Annotated in this window: 15 protein-coding genes; 8 read left to right on the forward strand and 7 right to left on the reverse strand. The window is 66.5% G+C overall.

From position 1 onward, the window contains the following. On the forward strand, window positions 1-1,878 hold the full coding sequence (locus G4H71_RS18500; protein WP_072736412.1) for an SEC-C metal-binding domain-containing protein: 1,878 nt from the start codon (window positions 1-3) through the stop codon (window positions 1,876-1,878). 10 nt (window positions 1,879-1,888) lie between these two features. On the opposite strand, the gene G4H71_RS18505 is transcribed toward G4H71_RS18500, so the two are convergent. From G4H71_RS18505 to G4H71_RS18525, 5 genes are all read right to left on the reverse strand, one after another. Next, window positions 1,889-2,644, reverse strand: coding sequence for an ESX secretion-associated protein EspG (locus G4H71_RS18505; protein ID WP_072736411.1), 756 nt, complete (start codon window positions 2,642-2,644; stop codon window positions 1,889-1,891). A 2-nt stretch (window positions 2,645-2,646) separates the two neighbouring features. Continuing rightward, entirely contained in the window at window positions 2,647-3,993 is a 1,347-nt protein-coding gene (locus G4H71_RS18510) for a WXG100 family type VII secretion target (RefSeq protein WP_072736410.1), read from the reverse strand. 89 nt (window positions 3,994-4,082) lie between these two features. Continuing rightward, a complete protein-coding gene (locus G4H71_RS18515; protein ID WP_139183178.1) occupies window positions 4,083-4,463 on the reverse strand; it encodes a hypothetical protein in 381 nt (126 codons plus the stop codon). A 34-nt stretch (window positions 4,464-4,497) separates the two neighbouring features. Continuing rightward, complete coding sequence (locus G4H71_RS18520) at window positions 4,498-5,040, reverse strand: DUF3558 domain-containing protein (protein WP_169847110.1); 543 nt, start codon at window positions 5,038-5,040, stop codon at window positions 4,498-4,500. 83 nt (window positions 5,041-5,123) lie between these two features. Further along, entirely contained in the window at window positions 5,124-5,270 is a 147-nt protein-coding gene (locus tag G4H71_RS18525) for a hypothetical protein (protein ID WP_169847109.1), read from the reverse strand. A 670-nt stretch (window positions 5,271-5,940) separates the two neighbouring features. Here G4H71_RS18525 and G4H71_RS18530 point away from each other — a divergent pair. From G4H71_RS18530 to nrdF, 4 genes are all read left to right on the forward strand, one after another. Next, window positions 5,941-6,174, forward strand: a complete 234-nt coding sequence (locus tag G4H71_RS18530) for a redoxin NrdH (protein ID WP_072736408.1) — start codon at window positions 5,941-5,943, stop codon at window positions 6,172-6,174. A 76-nt stretch (window positions 6,175-6,250) separates the two neighbouring features. Next, window positions 6,251-6,715 carry a class Ib ribonucleoside-diphosphate reductase assembly flavoprotein NrdI gene (gene nrdI / locus G4H71_RS18535; protein ID WP_072736407.1) on the forward strand — a complete coding sequence of 155 codons (465 nt, stop codon included), beginning with the start codon at window positions 6,251-6,253 and terminating at the stop codon, window positions 6,713-6,715. After that, window positions 6,685-8,865, forward strand: a complete 2,181-nt coding sequence (nrdE, locus tag G4H71_RS18540) for a class 1b ribonucleoside-diphosphate reductase subunit alpha (protein WP_072736406.1) — start codon at window positions 6,685-6,687, stop codon at window positions 8,863-8,865. Before nrdI ends, nrdE begins: the two co-directional genes overlap by 31 nt. Before the next feature lie 49 nt (window positions 8,866-8,914). After that, complete coding sequence (gene nrdF / locus G4H71_RS18545; RefSeq protein WP_072736405.1) at window positions 8,915-9,922, forward strand: class 1b ribonucleoside-diphosphate reductase subunit beta; 1,008 nt, start codon at window positions 8,915-8,917, stop codon at window positions 9,920-9,922. 202 nt (window positions 9,923-10,124) lie between these two features. Here the strand turns inward: nrdF and G4H71_RS18550 are convergent, their stop codons facing one another. Both G4H71_RS18550 and G4H71_RS18555 read right to left on the reverse strand, forming a co-directional pair. After that, window positions 10,125-11,195 (reverse strand): ABC transporter substrate-binding protein, encoded by a 1,071-nt coding sequence (locus tag G4H71_RS18550; protein WP_072736404.1) that lies wholly within the window; start codon window positions 11,193-11,195, stop codon window positions 10,125-10,127. 85 nt (window positions 11,196-11,280) lie between these two features. After that, window positions 11,281-12,267 (reverse strand): ABC transporter substrate-binding protein, encoded by a 987-nt coding sequence (locus G4H71_RS18555; protein ID WP_072736403.1) that lies wholly within the window; start codon window positions 12,265-12,267, stop codon window positions 11,281-11,283. 363 nt (window positions 12,268-12,630) lie between these two features. Here G4H71_RS18555 and ctaD point away from each other — a divergent pair, with 363 nt between their 5' ends. The 3 genes from ctaD to G4H71_RS18570 all read left to right on the forward strand — a co-directional run bounded on the left by ctaD (window position 12,631) and on the right by G4H71_RS18570 (window position 16,545). Continuing rightward, on the forward strand, window positions 12,631-14,421 hold the full coding sequence (ctaD, locus tag G4H71_RS18560; RefSeq protein WP_072736402.1) for an aa3-type cytochrome oxidase subunit I: 1,791 nt from the start codon (window positions 12,631-12,633) through the stop codon (window positions 14,419-14,421). A gap of 154 nt (window positions 14,422-14,575) precedes the next feature. Continuing rightward, complete coding sequence (serB, locus tag G4H71_RS18565; RefSeq protein ID WP_072736650.1) at window positions 14,576-15,799, forward strand: phosphoserine phosphatase SerB; 1,224 nt, start codon at window positions 14,576-14,578, stop codon at window positions 15,797-15,799. Next, window positions 15,796-16,545 (forward strand): peptidyl-tRNA hydrolase, encoded by a 750-nt coding sequence (locus tag G4H71_RS18570; protein WP_072736401.1) that lies wholly within the window; start codon window positions 15,796-15,798, stop codon window positions 16,543-16,545. The genes serB and G4H71_RS18570 overlap by 4 nt, the downstream gene beginning before the upstream one ends. Window positions 16,546-16,567 lie beyond the last annotated feature (22 nt).

A 16,567-nucleotide genomic window follows, 5' to 3' on the forward strand; every position in this document is an offset into this window, starting at 1 on the left:
GTGTCCGACGAACTGACGACCTCCGCACTCGACCTGCTGCGCACGCACGGTCCACTCGACATCGACGAGCTCGCGCACCGCCTGTCGGAGCAGGGCTACGGAAGCGAGGACTCCCTGGTCGACGAACTCGATCTTCTCGACGACACCGACATTCCGTCCCTGCGGGACGGCCGCTTCGTCGATCTCGCATCCCTGGTCGAGGGCCGGGTGTTCACCCATCGGCTCTCGGCCACGGAGATCGCCTCCGATCTGGTCAGCGGGGACGATTTCGATGCCGTCCTGGTCGTCCCGACGGATCCTGATTCTGCTGTCTCCCTGGTGTTTCCCGACGAAGAGCGGGACGTCGATCCCCGTCTCGCGGCCGCGGCGCAGTGGCTGTCCGACGCGGTACTGATGCTTCCCGAGGGAGCGTTGACCGGGCGCGACCCCGGCGATCTGGTGGGCGTGACGGTGTCCGGGGGACGGTTGACCTTCCTGCCCGAGGTGGAGGTGACGGCCGAGCTGCCGGCGCTGCGGGCGGCCGTCACCGAGGTGCTCGAGGACGAGGCCGTGGTGGCTCTCGAGGACGTCGTCTGGCAGTTGATGGCCGACGATCCGGCGGCCTTCGCCCAGGCTTCGCTTCCGATCACCGAACTCGTCGACGTGAGCGGTCTGGACCGATCGGGCAATCTCGTTGCGGAGGCCGGGTTCGACTTCGACGGGTTCGCGCGCGAGTCGTCTCTGCAGCTCTATGCCGACCAGCTCGGAATCAGCGTCGAGGCGGCCGCTGCGGCCGCCCTTCTCGTGGCGCTGGTGGATGCGCTCGAACGTGATGATCCCGAGGCCGAAGGGCACATCTTCGCGGTTCCCGAGCACTTCGACGTGCTCGCCGACCAGGAACTGGCGCATCGGGTGGCTCGGGAGGTGCTGGACCATCAGGGATTCCGTCCCGAGGCCGCCGTGGCGGCCGCCGACCTCCTCCTCCGGAACGGCTCGCGCAGGGTGACGGCCTTCGCCCATTGGTTCGCGGGCTTCGCACTCGAGACGGCGGGGCGGGTCGACGACGCGGAACAGCGCTACGAGAAGGCGATTTCGAGTGACGGGTCGTTCGGCCCGGCGCTCATCGCTCTGGCGGGGATCGTCTCCGATCGTGGTGAAGCCGTGCGCGGTCTCTCCCTGCTCGCCCGGACCGAGGGCGGTGGCATCGACACCGATCTCTACGACCTGCTCGTCCGGTTCCAGCCTGCGGAGCGCACGGACCTGGGCCGGAACCAGCCGTGCTGGTGTGGGTCCGGCCGAAAGTACAAGGTGTGCCACCTGCGTTCGGGCGACTACTCGCTCGCCGAGCGTGCGGAGTGGTTGTACGAGAAGGCGATCGGACAGACACGCAGGGGGTGGCGAGTGGATCGGTTGCTCGATCTTGCGGAGATCCGTGCTGCGCACTGGGAACCGGGGTACACCTCCGTACTCTCCGCGATGGCGGACGCGACGGTGCTCGACGTGATGATGGCGGAAGACGGTGTGTTCGACGAGTTCGTCGAGCACCGAGGACATCTGCTCCCCGAGGAAGAGGCGCAGCTCGCCGCGGGATGGTCCGGTGCGCGGCGGTCGCTGTTCGAGGTGGAATCCGGGGACGGCGCGCGCGCCGTGCTCCGCGAGATCCGCACCGACGAACGGGTCGAGGTCCGGGACCCACGGGAGCGGATCGGCGGCGCGGCCGGAACCGTCGTGGCAGCGCGCCCACTGGTCGTGGGGGACGAGCACGTTCTACTCGGGGGCTTCGAGCCGGTCGAGCCCGAGGACTCCGCGGCGGTGGCTGCGGTGGTGAACCGAGGCGACGCAGATGCCGAGGCCGTGGTCGAGATGCTGACGGTGCGGTTCGCGAGCTTCGACGGCTGATCGGTGCCGTTCAGCCGAGCGTGAGGGATCTTTCCGCCGCGTCGACCATGGTCGCGATCTGCTGTGCGAGCGCCTCGGGGGATCCGGGGACGGCCGTGATCGGATCCTCCCCGCGCACGAGGTAACGGCCGTCGTCCACGAAGTCGATCCAGCGGAACATCTCGCCCTTTCCGGCGACGCGCCCGTCGATCCACGTTCCGTCGGCCACGGTCACCTCCCCGGTCCCGGTGTGGGGGCGACGGTAGAAGCGCAGCGCCTCCGAGCGGGGACTGACGTACCCGGCCGAACGCAGGACCGCCCCTCCGTCTTCGGCGAGATCCGACCGGTGCACGGGCGGTGGGCGTTTCGCACCCGGTGGTGCCGTGGGGAGAGCGTCCGCGATGCGGCTTCCGAGGTGTTCCCGGCGACACAACGACAGCAGAACGTCGCCGCCTGCCTCGCGGTCGGGGCCGGGGAACTGTTCGGCGACCGTGCCGATGGTGCGGTCGACTCCGCCTCGGACCCGGATCAACTGCTGCCCGTCGTCGAGTCCGCAGGCGATGACCTGGGCGACGGGTTCGGCCAGGACGGCGAGCACGCGGTGCAGGTTGTCGTCGAACTGCGCGAGAACTGATTGTGCTGCGGTGCGGCGCATCTCGGCGAATTCCTGCATGGTCTGCGCGTCGCCACGAAAGGACAGCGGGAAGGGGAGTCGGTCGCGGCCCATGTGCTGGTAGGCGACGAGAAGTTCGAGCGGAGACAGCCGCCAGCGGGTCCGTGGCGACACCGTCAGGCTCCGATCACCGGGGGAGCGACGGCAGGCAGGTCGCCGATCAGTTCGTTGCCGTTCTCCACGGTGACCAGGTAATCGGCGGTCTTGTGTTCCTTGTCCTGGTCGCCTTGCCCGCGTGCGCCGCCGCCACCCATCATTCCGCCACCCATCATGCCGCCGCGTCCGGCGCCGGCCGCTGCGTTGCCGCGTGCTGCTCCGCCTGCCTGTTGCGACTGACCGCCAGCGGGAGGTGCTGCCGGACCCATCAGTCCGGCTCCGCCGCCGCTCCCGATACCACCGCCGCTGCCGAGGCCGCCACCCGCGCCGCCGCTACCGCCCCACCCTGGCGGTGGCGCGAAGGGATTCGCCGACGCCGCCGCGGTGCGCGGCACCTCGTTCGCTCCGCCGAGGCCGGGATGCCCGCCCGGCGGGGTGAGACCGCTCGGGAGACCGGCGCCGACAGAGGCCGCCGAGGTCGAGGCCGGATCGATTGGGGGAGAGGCGAACGGGTCTCCTCCTCCGATGCCGGGGAGCACGGAGGCGCCCCCACCGCCGACCCCTCCGCCACCACCGGTGCCAGGAAACAGGGGATTGGGTCCTGGGGCGTTGATCGGGTTGACCGGTGGCGGAAGTGCGGGGACGCCCATGTCGGATTGCACGACGACGGGTGTGTAGACCGTGCGCATCACCTGGATCGCCTGCTGGTGTGCCTCGCTGCCGCCGGCGACCAGTTGGGTGAGACCGAATCCGCTTCCGGCGAGGAGACCGACTCCGGCGCGTGCCCAGTCGCCGAACGACCGATCGTCCGGTTCGGGGAGCTGGTGCTTGGTCTGCTCGAACCCGGTGTACGCCTCTTCGAGTTTGTTCGCGACGAGAGTGACGGCACCGCTGAACTTTTCGGTATCTGCCGCGTACGCGGTGACCGCTCCGTGCGCGGCGCGCGCCGCGGTTCCGGTCCAATCCGATTCGGTGACGGTTCCGATCGCGTTGCGGAACGTGTCGACGAGTTCGGTGACCATGTCCTGCGCGCCGCGCCAGGACTGCGCACTCTCGTAGATCTCACCCGGACGCATCGAATCGACCTTCGCCTTGATGTCGGCGTGTGGCATCGACTCGAAGCTCTCCATGGAGGTCACGCCCGGAGGCAGGGGAGTGAGCCCGAGACCGGCCAGGCCGTTTGCCTCGCTGTACAACTCGGAGCGGCGATCGTTGCCGGCTTCCTGGGCGGAGCGCGAGGCCGCCCAGCCTCCCACGTCGGTGCCCAGGACCGAGTCGGCCACGCCGAGCAGGGCCTGATTCTTGCCGGACAGCGAGTTGACGAAGTCCGATGTCGCCCCCGAGATCGTTGCACCGAGATGATTCATCACTTCACCGGGTATCGGAAACCCCATGGCACAGCCCCCCTGCTGGTCAGATCCTCATCACATGCGTCAGTCAGATTACCGTGGGCCTCTCACAGTGCGCTTCCTGCGGCCCCGAGGCCCTGCGTGTTGGATTCCTCGGTGGCGCGGTATGCGGCGCCGGCCTTGATGAACATGTCCTCCATCTGCATCGCTGTATCGATGTGCTTCTGGACGATGTCCTCGAAGGAACCCTCGCTACCGACCGCAAGGTCGAAGAACTTCTTGCCGAGTTGCTGCGCCGACTCGAGATCGCCGAAGGATTCGAGGCGGACGAGGCGATCTGCTCCCCTCCGCAACCGGTCGAGTCCGTCGATGTAGTCGCGGCACGCGCGTGCACAACGCTCGGCGGCATCGCCACTGAGCCGCAGTTCTCCGCTCTCTGCTGCGGCGGCCATCGCCTGGAATTGGGTAGTGCTTGTCGAATCGGTCACGTCGCCCCCTGGTGTGGTGTAGTCGGTGGCGCTGTCAGCGCGGTAGGTGCTCGTCGAAGGTGTGCGCGTAGTCGAGCGCGAGTTCACACAGCGATTCCTCCGCAGCTTCGGAGCCCTTCTTGTATGAACGTACGGTGATGGTCCCGCTGGAACTGGGGAAGGCGACATCGCATACTTCTGCATCGTCGTCCGATACGTGACGGAACGACACCGCCTCCCGCCCTGGAAGGTCGACGGGTGCCAGATCAGTGTTGGCGGGGTTGTTCTTCACATCGTCGAACGTGTGGCTGGTCGAGAGGACATCGATGAAGAACCAGCTGCCTGTCCATCCGCAGACTTCCCACCCCGTGCGCTGAACCCCGAAGAATCCCGCGTCTTCGGTGGCCGGGTCGAGGCCGGCGGCGGCGAGGGCGTCGTCGGGGATGCTGCAGGGGTCGAAGAGTCCCTCGTTCTTGTTCGGGGTGGTGAGGGTGCCGCCGGCTCCGTTCTCGGTCGACGGCTCTCCACATGCGGTGAGCGTGGCGGCAAGCGCTATCGTCGCGGCGATCAGCGGCTTCCGGTACGAGTGACGCGACAAGTGTTCCCCCGAGTCGTGATGTATCGGCAATGCGCGGGTCAGAGTACAGGCTGCAGGCTGTCGACCTCTCGGCCTGGCCGGCGTCAGGACACGGACGACGGTGACGAACCGGGCAGCTCGTCCGGGTGCTCGGCCGTACAGCTGATCTCGTAGATTCCCGCCACCCCCGGAGTATCGCGAAGCCAGGACACACAGAGATCGGCAGCGAGTGCGGCGTCGGAGGTGAACATGTACCTCGTCCATTCCGCCCCCTCACGACGCTGCTTGCGATGTCGATCAGCTGCACCCAACCGCGAGGCGTGTCGGGATTCGCACAGGAAATCGGGCCCTATTCGGCGCGCCGATGCCGAGGGCCTATGCGGCTGCGAGCCGGTGGCAGCTACGCACCGGCTAACGGCGATGACGGGACGTACGGGCCGGCCGCGGACGGGCTCGGGCGACCACCCTCTGCACGGGGATCGCGGGGCCTGGCGGGTGCGCCTCCTGCGCCGTCCGAGGGCTGTGTCGGGTCGCGGCGACGAGGGAAGAAGCACGGGCGCTGGGGCGTTGTAGATAGGGTGCTGTGGCGTTGTGGAGGGGGCACGTGTGTGGCCCGGAGCGGCGATGTCGCGACACGCCGACGAGTACGAGGCGTCCACCGAAAATGTGACGCGCGACACGCGTCGGCGCTGGGATTTTTGCGACTCAGGAGGATCCCGCGGCCGGAATTTCATCGATGTGACTCACAACATCGTGGGTTGGTCAAAAGTGTCGGCCACTAGGTGTAGTGTCTTGAGCACTGAGAGACCACTACGGAGTCCATGCGGCCCCGGTATCGGTATCACGCTCGAACTTCACGGTCACTCGGTGCGCTGAGCACACTATTCGTCAGCTGCTGTGGCAGGGGAAAGAGGGACTTTCATGAGCATCACCGTGTACACCAAGCCCGCTTGCGTTCAGTGCAATGCCACCTACAAGGCCCTCGACAAGGCCGGGGTCGAGTATTCGATCATCGACATCTCGCAGGACCCCGAGGCGCGCGACTACGTGATGGCCCTCGGGTACCTCCAGGCGCCCGTCGTGGTGGCCGGTGACGATCACTGGTCCGGCTTCCGTCCGGACCGCATCAAGGCCCTCTCGGCAAACGCTGCTTGAGGAGCCGTCGGCACGGCCCGGAGCGTTGGGGAAGACTCTCCGGGCAGCGAGTGACAATCTGAGAATGGTGAGACCGATGACTTCGCTGGTGTATTTCTCCAGCACGTCGGAGAACACGCACCGATTCGTCGAGAAGCTCGGTCTGCGTGCAACGCGAATTCCACTCCACGACCGCGAGGGCACCTTCGAGGTGCACGAGCCGTACGTCCTCGTCGTTCCCACCTACGGGGGCGGATGGACGGCGACGGGCAGGGACACGCACTACGTGCCCAGGCAGGTCGTCCGATTCCTCAACAACGAGCACAATCGATCACTGATCCGCGCCGTCATCGCGGCCGGGAACACCAACTTCGGCGAGTCCTTCGGGATGGCCGGCGACATCATTTCGCAGAAATGCCAGGTCCCGTACCTCTATCGCTTCGAACTCATGGGTACGCCCGAGGACGTCCAGCGGGTACGGGAAGGGCTCGGGCAGTTCTGGGAACAACAGGTAGGGCGGGAGCAGGAGATATGGCACCAACCATCACCGACGCAAGCGTGAGCAACGTCGAGCGGGCCGCGCGCACGGGCACCTCCACCGAGGGTCTCGATTATCACGCGCTCAACGCGATGCTCAACCTGTACGGACCGGACGGCGAGATCCAGTTCGACAAGGACGTCGCCGCTGCTCGGCAGTATTTCCTGCAGCACGTCAACCAGAACACGGTGTTCTTCCACAACCTCGACGAGAAGCTCGATTATCTCGTCGAGGAGAACTACTACGAGCCCGAGGTCCTCGACCAGTACACGCGCGACTTCGTCAAGAAGCTCATCGACCACGCGTACTCGAAGAAGTTCCGGTTCCCGACGTTCCTCGGTGCCTTCAAGTACTACACCTCGTACACGCTCAAGACATTCGACGGCAAGCGCTACCTCGAGCGGTTCGAGGACCGGGTGTGCATGGTGGCCCTCACCCTCGCCGCCGGTGACGAGATCCTCGCGACGCACTTGGTGGACGAGATCATCTCCGGTCGGTTCCAGCCCGCCACTCCGACGTTCCTCAATTCCGGCAAGAAGCAGCGCGGTGAGCCCGTCTCCTGCTTCCTGCTGCGCATCGAGGACAACATGGAGTCCATCGGCCGGGCCATCAACTCGGCGCTGCAGCTGTCCAAGCGCGGCGGTGGAGTTGCGTTGCTGCTCACCAATGTTCGTGAGCACGGCGCGCCCATCAAGAAGATCGAGAATCAGAGCTCGGGCGTCATCCCGATCATGAAGCTGCTCGAGGACTCGTTCTCCTACGCGAACCAGCTCGGTGCGCGTCAGGGTGCCGGCGCCGTCTATCTGCACGCGCACCATCCGGACATCTACCGGTTCCTCGACACCAAGCGCGAGAACGCGGACGAGAAGATCCGGATCAAGACCCTCTCGCTCGGTGTGGTCATCCCGGACATCACGTTCGAGCTGGCGAAGAAGAACGAGGACATGTACCTGTTCTCGCCGTACGATGTCGAGCGCATCTACGGTGTGCCGTTCGCGGACATCGACGTCACCGAGAAGTACTACGAGATGGTCGACGACAAGCGGATCCGCAAGTCGAAGATCAAGGCCCGTGAGTTCTTCCAGACCGTCGCCGAGCTGCAGTTCGAGTCCGGCTACCCGTACATCATGTTCGAGGACACCGTGAATCGGGCGAACCCGGTGGCGGGCAAGATCACTCATTCCAATCTGTGCTCGGAGATTCTCCAGGTCTCGACGCCGTCGACGTACAACGACGACCTCACCTACAGCCATGTGGGCAAGGACATCTCGTGCAATCTGGGCTCGCTGAACATCGCGAAGACGATGGACTCGCCGGATTTCGCGCAGACCATCGAGGTGTCGATCCGGGCGCTCACCGCGGTCTCCGATCAGACGCACATCTACTCGGTGCCGTCGATCGAGCAGGGCAACAACGATTCTCACGCGATCGGCCTGGGGCAGATGAACCTGCACGGGTATCTGGCGCGCGAGCGGATCCACTACGGATCCGACGAGGGCATCGATTTCACCAACATCTACTTCTACACGGTGCTGTTCCACGCATTGCGTGCCTCGAACAAGCTCGCCATCGAGCGTGGCACCCACTTCAAGGGATTCCCGGACTCGAAGTACGCGTCGGGTGAGTTCTTCGACAAGTACACCGACCAGGTGTGGGAACCGGCGACCGAGCGCGTCCGGGCACTGTTCGCCGATGCGGACGTGCAGATCCCGACCCAGGACGACTGGCGCGAGCTGAAGGCGTCGGTGCAGCAGCACGGCATCTACAACCAGAACCTGCAGGCCGTCCCGCCCACCGGGTCGATCTCGTACATCAACAACTCCACCAGCTCCATCCATCCGGTGGCGTCGAAGATCGAGATCCGCAAGGAAGGCAAGATCGGTCGCGTCTACTACCCGGCGCCGTATCTGACGAACGACAACCTCGAGTACTACCAGGACGCGTACGAGATCGGCTACGAGAAGATCATCGACACGTACGCTGCCGCGACGCAGCACGTCGATCAGGGCCTGTCGTTGACTCTGTTCTTCAAGGACACCGCGACCACACGGGATCTCAACCGTGCGCAGATCTACGCGTGGCGCAAGGGAATCAAGACGCTGTACTACATCCGCCTGCGTCAGATGGCGCTCGAGGGCACCGAGGTCGAGGGCTGCGTCTCGTGCATGCTGTGACCCATCCGAACGAACCGTCGACACTCAGTGATCAGGTAGGGGAATTCTCATGACTGCCGCACCGCACTCCCACTCGCCGGCGGACGGCGCGCCGATCAAGTTGATCGATCGTGTCTCGGCGATCAACTGGAATCGGGTGCCGGACGAGAAGGATGCCGAGGTGTGGGATCGCCTCACCGGCAACTTCTGGCTGCCGGAAAAGGTGCCGGTGTCCAACGACATCCAGTCCTGGGCGACGCTGACCGCCGTCGAGCAGCAGCTCACCATGCGCGTGTTCACCGGCCTCACTCTGCTCGACACCATCCAGGGCACGGTCGGTGCGGTCAGCCTCATCCCGGATGCGGTGACCCCGCACGAGGAAGCCGTGCTCACGAACATCGCGTTCATGGAGTCGGTGCACGCCAAGAGTTACAGCTCGATCTTCTCGACGCTGTGCTCGACCCGCGAGATCGACGATGCGTTCCGGTGGTCGGAGGAGAATCCGAATCTGCAACGCAAGGCGCAGATCGTCATGGACTACTACCGGGGCGACGATCCGCTCAAGCGCAAGGTGGCGTCCACCCTGCTGGAGAGCTTCCTGTTCTACTCGGGCTTCTACCTTCCGATGTACTGGTCCTCGCGAGCCAAGCTCACCAACACGGCCGACATGATCCGCCTCATCATCCGCGACGAGGCGGTGCACGGGTACTACATCGGCTACAAGTACCAGAAGGGCCTCGAGCAGATCACCGAGGCCGAGCGTGAGGAACTCAAGAACTACACGTTCGAGTTGCTCTTCGAGCTCTACGACAACGAGGTCGACTACACCCAGGACCTGTACGACGAGGTCGGTCTCACCGAGGACGTCAAGAAGTTCCTGCGCTACAACGCGAACAAGGCACTGATGAACCTCGGCTACGAGGGCCTGTTCCCCAAGGACGAGACCGACGTCAACCCGGCCATCCTGTCCGCCCTGTCACCGAATGCGGACGAGAACCACGACTTCTTCTCCGGATCGGGAAGCTCGTACGTCATCGGCAAGGCCGTCAACACCGAGGACGACGACTGGGACTTCTGATCCGGTTCCTTCCCGCTGCTTTCGGCTCGATGTCACACTGGTTCGTTCAGATCGAACCCATGTGACATCGAGCCGAATGCGTATGCGGCACAGAGGCTCCCCAACCCACTGGGACGATGTCACACCGGTTCGATCCAACGAATACCGTGTGACATCGTGCCGGGCAAGGGGGAGTGATCAGGGGGGAGTGTGCAGGGGGGGATCAGCCGCCGGAGTAGGCGTTGAGGGTGTTGCGCAGATCGGTGAGGATCGCGCGGGCCGCGGCCAGGCCGTTGCCGTTCCAGACCGAGCCCTCGACGACGAAGATGCGGCGGTCCTTGGCGGCCTCGAGTTCCTCCCAGGCGTCCGTCGTCATCACCGTCTCCGCGTGCTTCTTCGACGCCTCACCGCCGATGACGACGTAGACGATGTCACCCTCCGCGCGTGCGATGTCCTCGGTGACGTCCTCGGTGGCGGCGGGACTGATCCGTTGGGTACTGGGGCGCCGCACGCCGGTGTCGGCCAGGACCTGCCCGGCGAAGGACTCGGGTCCCTGGATGCTCAGCGTCTCGGGACTGAAGCGCACGACCGACGCCTGTGTCTGCGCCGCGTCCACGTCGGTGCCGACCGTCTGCGCCTCTTCCTCGTATACCGAAAGGGCTGCCGCCGCCGCATCGGCGCGCCCGAGCGCGCTGCCCGCGGTCACGAACTGTTCCTTCCATGCGACCGGGTCCGACCCCGTGAACACGGTGGGCGCGATCTCCCCGAGCCGGTCGTAGAGATCGGCCGAGGCAGGACTCGATCCGAGGATCAGATCCGGTTGCGCCTCCGCGATGAGCGCAACGTCCGGCGCGACGGCGGGGCCGATGCCGGGGATCTCGGAGATGCCGGTGCCGAGGTACGGCGGCTGCGGGGTCGGTCCCTCGTCCGCGCCTGCCCCGACGACCCGCTCCCACAGGCCGAGCGCACAGACCGAGTCCATCGCCGTGCTGTCCAGGACGACGATCCGCTGCGGGTCCACCGGTACGTCGGTCTCGCCGACGCCGTGTGTCACCAGGTGCGTTCCGCCGGCGGCCAGGCCCGGGTCGACCGGCGTCTGCGCCGGACAGGCCGTCGTGGTGTCGCGTTCGATGCCGACGACGGATGCGCCGGCGATGGCGGTGGTGGTGCGGACGATCGTCGAGGCGTCGTCGTCCTCCGGTGTGCCGGAGCAGCCGGCGAGGACGAGGAGCGCGGCCGCCGCGGTGGCGACCGAGGCCGACAGGCGAACCTGAGAACGCGGGCGAAGAGTCAAGTCACCGACTTCCTGTGTGTACGGGCGCGTTCAGGTTAGTCCCTCGCGAAGGTGTGGCCCGCGGCCAGTCAGATCTCGCGGCCAGTCAGATCTCGTGCCGGTCGACGCCGAAGGCATCCGCGAGGTCGTCCAGGATCTTGTGCGCACCCTGGATGCTGACCGGGGTCATCCACAGCGTGTCGTCGACGTCGACGGTGCGGCCGTCCAGCTGCGCCCACAGCGGGCTCTCCAGGAACGGGCGCGCGGCGTCCGAGGTCTGTCCGGTGCCGTCCTGGTAGGTACTGACGAAGATGACGTCGGCATCGGCCTGGTCGATGAGTTCCGGGCTGATCGAGTTCATGATGTTCGCCGGGTCGGCGGGATCGGGGCCCTGGCTGTCCGGCCGCGCGAGCCCGGCGTCCTCGAGAACGATGCCGCTGAACGAGGTGGTGCGGTACAGGCGCGCGGTGGGCTCGCCCGCGAATCGGACGACCGACACCGTCGGGTTGTTCTCCTTCGCGTTGATCTCGTCACCGATCGCCCGGGCCCGTTCCTCGTACTCGGAGATCTTCTGCTCCGCGAGCTCCTCCTTGCCGAGCGCCTGTCCGACGAGACGGATGTTCTCCTTCCACGTCGGTCCGGTGGTCTCGGTGAACACGGTCGGGGCGATCTCGGACAGCTGGTCGTACCGGTCGCCGTCGCGGACGTCCGCGGACAGGATCAGATCGGGCTCGAGGGTCACGACCTTCTCGAGGCTCGCCTCGCTGACCTTCCCTACCGGCTCCGCGTCCGCGCCGAACTCCTGGCCGGCGTCCCCGACGTACTCCGGGAAGCCGGACTCGCGGTAGTCCACGTAGCCGACGAGCGGGGTCTCGAGCAGAAGTACGGCGTCGGTGAAGCTGGTGTCGAGGGCGACGACCCGCTGCGGCTGTTCGGGGATCTCGGTGACACCCCGGAAGTGGGTGACGGTGCGGGGGAACCCCTCGGTGGAGGACGCCGCCGTCGCGTCCTCGTCGGCGGAGGAGCAGCCGGCGACGGCGAGGGCGGTCGCCGCGAACGCGGCCGCGGCGGTGCGGCGCAGCAATGTGGACACGGGGGTCTCCTGTCGATCAGGGCACAACGAGGCGAAAAACGGTAAGGCAAGCGAAACCTTAATGGAGGGGTCAAGTCCGCGGGCGCGGGTGTCGACGCTGCCGACGCCGTGGCCGGCGGCGTGTACGACACGCCGTCGGAGGGCCGGTTCGGGACGTTCGACCCAGGAAATTCGCAGGTAATCACGGTGTCCGCTTGTCTCACACGTGACGAAGTACGACAGTGGGTAGGACCGAGTCCGTGGTCCCTGATGCCACGGTCTACGATTCGATGAGCGCAAGCCACAGACCGTCCACCTCGGGGCAGAGGTTGGACGGCAGGAGCGGAGCCTGCGGAGCGACCAAGGGCACATTCAGGAGGATCAGTGACTGCCGTAGCGCCCCAGCCAGTCCCGGAGATAGCTGCAGCGAGGCCGTACCCGCCGCGGCAGGGACCAAAGGGCTCGTTCATCTATAAAATGATCACGACCACTGATCCCAAGGTCCTGGGGATCATGTACCTGGTCACCTCGTTCGCGTTCTTCCTCATCGGTGGCCTCATGGCGCTGCTGATGCGGGCCGAGCTCGCGGTCCCGGGCCTGCAGTTCCTGTCGAACGAGCAGTTCAACCAGCTCTTCACCATGCACGGCACGGTCATGCTGCTGCTGTACGCGACTCCGGTCGTGTTCGGCTTCGCCAACTACATCCTGCCGCTGCAGATCGGTGCGCCGGACGTCGCGTTCCCGCGTCTGAACTCCTTCAGCTACTGGCTGTACCTGTTCGGCGCCCTCATCACCACCGCCGGCTTCATCACCCCGGGTGGTGCCGCCGACTTCGGCTGGACCGCCTACACGCCGCTCTCGAGTGAGCTGCACTCGCCCGGCGTCGGTGCCGACCTGTGGATCCTGGGTCTGGCCGTCGCCGGCCTCGGCACCATCCTCGGTGGCGTCAACATGATCACCACGATCGTGTGCCTGCGGGCACCCGGTATGACGATGTTCCGGATGCCCATCTTCACGTGGAACATCCTCATCACCAGCATCCTCATCCTGCTGGCCTTCCCGCTGCTGACCGCGGCGTTCATGGGCCTGTTCGTCGACCGGCACCTCGGTGGCCACATCTTCGATCCCGCCAACGGCGGCGTGATGCTGTGGCAGCACCTGTTCTGGTTCTTCGGCCACCCCGAGGTGTACATCATCGCCCTGCCGTTCTTCGGCATCGTCTCGGAGATCTTCCCGGTCTTCTCCCGCAAGCCGATCTTCGGCTACAGCGGCCTGGTCTACGCGACCATGGCGATCGCGGCACTGTCCATCGCGGTGTGGGCGCACCACATGTACGCCACCGGCGCCGTCCTGCTGCCGTACTTCTCGTTCATGACGTTCCTCATCGCGGTGCCCACCGGCGTGAAGATATTCAACTGGATCGGCACCATGTGGCGCGGCCAGATCACGTTCGAGACACCGATGCTGTTCTCCCTCGGCTTCCTCGTGACGTTCCTGTTCGGCGGCCTGTCCGGCGTCATCCTGGCGAGCCCGCCGCTCGACTTCCACGTCACCGACAGCTACTTCGTCGTCGCCCACTTCCACTACGTCGTCTTCGGCACCGTCGTGTTCGCCACCTACGCCGGCATCTACTTCTGGTTCCCCAAGATGACCGGCCGCATGCTGGACGAGCGCATCGGCAAGTGGCACTTCTGGCTGACCTTCATCGGCTTCCACGGCACCTTCCTGGTGCAGCACTGGCTGGGCGCCGAGGGCATGCCGCGCCGGTACGCGGACTACCTGCCGTCGGACGGATTCACCACGCTCAACACGTTCTCGACGATCTTCGCGTTCGTCCTCGGCGCCTCGACGCTGCCGTTCGTGTGGAACGTCTTCAAGAGCTACCGGTACGGCGAGGTGGTCACGGTCGACGATCCGTGGGGATACGGCAACTCGCTCGAGTGGGCCACCAGTTGCCCGCCGCCGCGGCACAACTTCACCGAGTTGCCGCGGATCCGCTCGGAGCGTCCGGCGTTCGAGCTGCACTACCCGCACATGGTCGAACGGATGCGGGCCGAGGCCCACGTCGGTCCCGGCCACGGCGGTAAGCACGCGAGCACCGTCCTCGAGGAGGAGCGTCATGCTCCGCTGACCACCGAGGGCGAAGGACGGCCGGGTACCGACACGATCCGCTGACCCGGCGCCTCACGCAGAACCCGAAAAGCCCCGCCCCGACCAACGGGCGGGGCTTTTCGCTTGGCACAATGGACTGCCGACGGGGTATGGGCCCCGCACGGTCGTATCGGGTTCACCTTCGACCCCGAACATGCAGATGAACGGAGTTATCTCGGTGGGAGCAATCGACAGCACTGTGCTCGTCACGGTGACCGGTCCCGACCGGCCGGGCGTCACGTCGGTGCTCTTCGCCGCGCTTTCCCGGCACGAGGTGAGCCTGCTCGACGTCGAGCAGGTGGTCATCCGTGGCCGTCTCACCCTGGGTGTACTCGTGTCCTGCCCCGGTGACCCCGAGTCCCTGCAGGAAGTGCTCGAGGACGCGATGCACACGGTGGGAATGTCCGTCGACATCGAGATCGGTGCGCATCAGGGACGCCCCGCCGTGTCCACCCACGCAGTGGTCGTGCTCGGCAGCCCGATCAGTGCCCGTGCGCTGCAGTCCATCGCCCGCGCGTTGGCCGTCCTCGGCGCCAACATCGACACGATCCGGGGTGTGGCCGACTACCCGCTCACCGGACTGGAACTGATGGTGTCCGCGCCGGCCGGCGGGGAGGAATCGGATCGTCGCCTACGTACCGCGCTCGCCGAGGTGTCCGTCGCCGAGAACGTCGACATCGCCGTCGAACGCGGTGGCCTCGCCCGGCGGGCCAAGCGGCTCATCGTCTTCGATGTCGACTCGACGCTCGTCCAGGGTGAGGTCATCGAGATGCTCGCGGCCCGTGCCGGCGTGGAGGACGAGGTCCGTGAGGTCACCGAGAGTGCGATGCGCGGCGAGATCGACTTCACCGAGTCCCTGCACAAGCGGGTCGCCACCCTCGCCGGCCTCGACGCCTCCGTCATCGACGACGTCGCCGACGGCCTCGCTCTCACTCCCGGAGCACGCACCACGATCCGGACGCTGCGCCGTCTCGGGTACCACTGCGGCGTCGTCTCGGGTGGATTCCGTCAGGTCATCGAAGGCCTGGCCCACGAACTCGAACTCGACTTCGTCCAGGCCAATACGCTCGAGATCGTCGACGGCAAGCTCACCGGCCGGGTCGTCGGTGACATCGTCGACCGCGCCGCGAAGGCCACCGCACTGCGCAAGTTCGCGGCACAGGTCGGGGTCCCGATGGAGCAGACCGTGGCGGTCGGCGACGGCGCCAACGACATCGACATGCTCAACGCCGCGGGCCTGGGCGTGGCGTTCAACGCCAAGCCCGCGTTGCGGGAAGTGGCGGACACGGCCCTGTCGCACCCGTTCCTCGACGCAGTGCTGTTCGTGCTCGGCGTCACCCGCGACGAGGTCGAGGCCGCCGACGCGGTGGACGGTGGAATCCGTCGCGTTCCCCTGCAATGACGATCGGTGCGCCCGGGAGTTTCGCGGCGCGGCACGCGATCCTGGCCGGTGGCTACGGTGGGCGACCGGATCCGGTGGACCCCGAGCAGGTGCTCGCGATGCCGATCGTTCTCCACATCCCCAAGACCGACCGGCCCGCGCGCAGTGCGCTGCTGGAGGCGGCCGCCTCCGCCACGGTGGCGCTGTGCCTCGACGAGCGGGTGGGCGTGGACGAGTCCGGGGAACCGGGTCCGTGGCGTGCGGCGTATCTCGCCTGGACCGGATCGCGGATCAGGAAGGTGTCCCGGCGGGCACGCGGCGCCCAGTGGCTGGCAGCGCAGGACGTCGACGGCGTCACGGTGGACGTCGACGGGGCGCAGGCGCGGGCGCTGGTACCCGGACCCGTCGGCGCCCTCGATCCGCGGATCAGGAAGCTGCAGATCGGGGGGACGGACCTCGAACACGACGATCCCGGTCCCGTCCCGGCGGGGGTTCCGGTGCTGTGGTTGAACGCGTCGCTCGAGATGACCGTCGGGAAGGCAGCCGCCCAGGTGGGCCACGCCTCCATGCTGCTGGCCGGCGCGATGAGCGCGGACGCGGTGGCGGAGTGGGCGCGGGCCGGCTATCGCTGTGCGGTACGGGACGCGGATCCGGCCCGCTGGGCGCAGCTCGGCCGACGGGTGACGAGCGGGAAGGCGATCACCGTCCGCGACGCCGGGTTCACCGAAGTGGCTCCGGGGTCGATGACGGTGATCGCCCACCCGTGATCGGGGCTGTGTGCCCCGGCCC

Origin of the sequence: Rhodococcus triatomae, assembly GCF_014217785.1 — a bacterium.
GTDB classification, from domain to species: Bacteria; Actinomycetota; Actinomycetes; order Mycobacteriales; family Mycobacteriaceae; genus Rhodococcus_F; species Rhodococcus_F triatomae.